The organism is Coprobacter sp. (assembly GCF_982436375.1).
The window spans coordinates 1-4,105 of record NZ_CEWDCG010000234.1 but is presented as its reverse complement, the minus strand read 5'-3'; the positions used below and the strand labels follow the sequence as shown (position 1 = coordinate 4,105).

Genomic DNA, 4,105 nt, shown 5'->3' with positions numbered 1-4,105 from the left:
TCGTTTTAATGGCTATTATTCCAGAAAATATAATTTACAATATGAAAAAAATAGTATTCATTATCTGCGTGGTCTTATGCAACACATTACTCGCATTCGCCCAAAACAATCAAGAAATTGTATATCTGAAAAACGGAGACAAAGTAAAGGGAATCATCATCGAAGAAATACCCAATACATCTATAAAAGTAAAAACATCGAACGGCAGCATACTTGTCTATTCTATACATGAAATAGAAAAAATTATATCGCCCGAAGATGAAATCTTTCAAAAAAAATTTCGTCTCAAACAGTACAACAACAATCCGACTTATGACAAAACAGGTTACAAAGGATTCATAGATTTCGGAGGAGTAATAGGGATCGGAAATAGAGGAGACGGGGCAATTGCCGTATCAACAACTCACGGATATCAGTTTAACCCATATTTTTTCTTCGGAGCTGGTATCGGAATAGAATACCACATGAATTGGGAAACTTTTTTTATTCCTGTTTTTGCTGATATTAAAACGTATTTTCTCAACAAGAATATATCTCCGTTTTTAGGACTGAAAGCTGGATACTCGGTTTATGACGGCAAAGGCTGTTATATAAACCCTCATATCGGAGTAGCTCTTTCCAGCTCTCCTCGATTCGGTATGAATTTAACAATAGGATATAATATGCAAAAAGCGAAAATCAACGACAGACCGAAGAACATCAAAAATTATAAAGATAATATGGCAATCAACGGAATATCTATAAAACTCGGCTTCGAATTCTAAGAGCCACCTATCAAGAACATAAAAAGAGGCCTTAAAAGACCTCTTTTTATATCTTAAACCTAAAGGGTGTTATTCCTCATCGTCAGCTTCTTTCATATTATGGAAAACATTCTGAACGTCTTCATCATCCTCAAATTTTTCAAGAAGTTTTTCAATTGAAGCACGCTGCTCTTCCGTCACTTCTTTAGTATCATTCGGAATACGTTCAAACTCAGCACTTTCTATCTCGAATCCATTTTCTTCAAGATATTTCTGAATGTTACTGAAAGATTCGAACTCTCCGTATAATACAATCTCTTCCCCGTCAGCTTCAAGTTCATCTACACCATAGTCGATAAGTTCAAGTTCAAGATCCTCAAGGGACACTCCTTCTTTAGCCTTAATCTTAAACACGCTCTTATGATCGAAAAGGAAAGATAAACTACCGCTGGTTCCTAACGATCCGCCGAATTTATTAAAATAACTGCGTACATTGGCAACGGTACGGGTAGGATTATCTGTCGCAGTCTCTACTACAATAGCGATACCGAAAGGTCCGTATCCTTCATAAACGATTTCTTTATAATCGCCCTCATCTTTTGATGTCGCCTTTTTAATTGCACGCTCCACATTTTCTTTCGGCATATTGGCAGCCTTAGCATTCTGCATAAGAACACGCAAACGCGGATTAGCATCGGGATCAGGACCGCTGGCCTTCACGGCAATCGAAATTTCTTTACCTAATTTTGTAAATGTACGCGCCATGTTTCCCCAGCGCTTTAACTTTCTGGCTTTACGATATTCAAACGCTCTTCCCATTGTATTCTATTCTTGTATTTCTTATATAATAAATTATCTGAGTTTCGCATTAAGCTTCTGTTGCAAATTAGCAATAATCCGGTTCATTATCGATTCGATTTGCTTATCATTCAATGTCTTGGTTTCATCCTGCAAAATAAAAGAAACAGCATAAGACTTTTTCCCCGATTCCAGATTCTTTCCTTCATAAACATCGAATAGGTACACATCTTTCAACAGCCTACGTTCAGTGTCATAAGCGACTTTCTCTATTTCGGCAAACTGTACGGATGTATCAACCAATAATGCTAAATCTCGTTTCACAGGAGGAAATTTAGAAATTTCACTAAACGTGACTTTATTTTTTACGGCTTCTTTTACAAGAAGAGTCCAATTCATTTCAGCATAAGATACCCCAGTTTCAATATCGAACGATTTCAATATTTTTTTCGAGACTAATCCGAACTTCGCAAGAATTTTTCCACCGTTCCGCATCGTATAAACCAATGCAACATCAAATATATCGTCTGAAATCTGAGAAAATTGTAATTTCTTCATATCCACACCCAAACGAGCAAAGATATTCTCGACATACCCTTTCAGCTCGAATACCGAAGATTTTTCATCCGGATGTGCCCAACTTCCCGATACACGATTACCTGTAATCCACAAACCGAGATGCTGTGCTTCCGAATAAGATGCCAGTACATTTTTAGACGTATCGGCATCTGCATCATAATTATAACAATTCCCGAATTCGTAGAATTTCAAATCCGGCCGGCGACGGTTGATATTATAAGCTAAACTCTCCAACCCTCCGAAAAGTAAAGTTTGTCTCATAACATTGAGATCATTACTCAGCGGATTAAGAAGCGGAACACAGTTCTTTTCAGGATAAGTCGTCAAAGAGGTATAATAGGCACTTTTTGTCAAAGAATTATTCATGATCTCGTTGAATCCGCATCCGGTCAACTGTTCTGCAATCAAATTATACAGCCGATGATTCTCATCCGTCATTGTTTTGTATGAAAGATTAGAATGTACAGAATCTGTAAATTCGACATTATTATATCCATAAATACGGAGAATATCCTCTATAACATCGACATCTCTTTGAACATCTACTCGATAAGTAGGTACACTCAATGTCAGAACTCCATCTTTTTCATCTAAGATTTCAATTTCAAGACTGGAAAGAATACTTTTTACCATATCCTGAGGAATTACCTTACCGACAAGACTGTTCAAACGGTCATAGCTGAGTTCTACCCTGAAATTATCGATTTTGTTCGGATACACATCTACGATTTCTCCCGTTATTTTTCCTCCGGCCAACTCTTTCACCAATAATGCCGCACGTTTAAGTACATAGATCAAATTATTAGGATCAGCACCTCTTTCAAAACGGAATGAAGAGTCGGTATTAAGCCCGTGACGACGTGCCGTCTTACGCACCCACATCGGACTGAAATATGCCGATTCGAGGAATACATCCGTTGTTTGTTCGGTTACACCCGATTTCAGGCCGCCGAACACCCCGGCAATACACATTCCTTCTTTTTCATTACAAATCATCAGATCTCGATCCGACAAAGAACGTTCGACACCATCCAGGGTTACAAACTTAGTCCCCTCCGGAAGTGTTTTTACAATAACCTTTCCTCCCTCGATATGATTCAAATCGAAACAATGCAAAGGTTGCCCGGTTTCATGCAATAGAAAGTTGGTAATATCTACAACATTATTGATAGGCCGCAAACCTATCGCCAATAATCGTTGCTGCAGCCATTCGGGACTCTCTGTCACTTTTACATCCCGTATTGTAATCCCGCAATAACGAGGACAAGCCTCGGTATTTTCGACCGATACCGATATAGCTTTTCCCTCTTTATCATCGACAGCAAATGCCTCTACGGAAGGACGTCTTAAGACGGCATCATACCCGTTTTGTTTTAAATAAGCCGCCAAATCACGAGCTACACCATAATGTGAAGCGGCATCGACACGATTCGGAGTTATATCTACCTCCAATACATAATCACTTTTTACATTATAATAATCTTTAGCCAATGTACCAGGAGCAACCGTATCGGGCAATACGATAATCCCGTCATGACTATCACCGATTCCTATCTCATCTTCGGCACAAATCATCCCGAAAGATTCTTCTCCGCGTATTTTTGATTTCTTAATCGTGAATGTTTCGTCTCCTGAATAAAGTACAGTACCGAGAGTTGCAACAACGACATGCTGACCTGCCGCAACATTAGGAGCTCCGCAAACAATCTGCACAGGTTCGCCGTTACCCAAATCGACAGTCGTTATGTGGAGATGATCAGAGTTAGGATGATCTATACAAGTCAACACTTTACCGATTACCAGACCTTCCAATCCGCCTTTTATCGTTTGTACCTCTTCTACTCCACCCGTTTCGAGACCTATCGAGGTAAGGGCAGCTGCAACTTCTTCCGGAGTCTGCGAGATATTCAAATAATCTTTCAGCCAATTATACGAAATATTCATTTTGTATATAATTTTAAAGGTTCAGCAGGACAAAGGTTACA

General features: G+C 38.9%; 3 protein-coding genes. 1 reads left to right on the top strand and 2 read right to left on the bottom strand.

The window, feature by feature from the left end; translation table 11 throughout:
• Positions 1 to 41 precede the first annotated feature (41 nt).
• Complete coding sequence (locus AC1WHX_RS10940; protein WP_481229343.1) at positions 42 to 764, top strand: hypothetical protein; 723 nt, start codon at positions 42 to 44, stop codon at positions 762 to 764.
• A 69-nt stretch (positions 765 to 833) separates the two neighbouring features.
• Here the strand turns inward: AC1WHX_RS10940 and AC1WHX_RS10935 are convergent, their stop codons facing one another.
• A complete protein-coding gene (locus tag AC1WHX_RS10935; protein ID WP_009316537.1) occupies positions 834 to 1,562 on the bottom strand; it encodes a YebC/PmpR family DNA-binding transcriptional regulator in 729 nt (242 codons plus the stop codon).
• Positions 1,563 to 1,595: 33 nt separating this feature from the next.
• A complete protein-coding gene (pheT, locus tag AC1WHX_RS10930) occupies positions 1,596 to 4,064 on the bottom strand; it encodes a phenylalanine--tRNA ligase subunit beta (RefSeq protein WP_022602812.1) in 2,469 nt (822 codons plus the stop codon).
• Between the last annotated feature and the right edge of the window lie 41 nt (positions 4,065 to 4,105).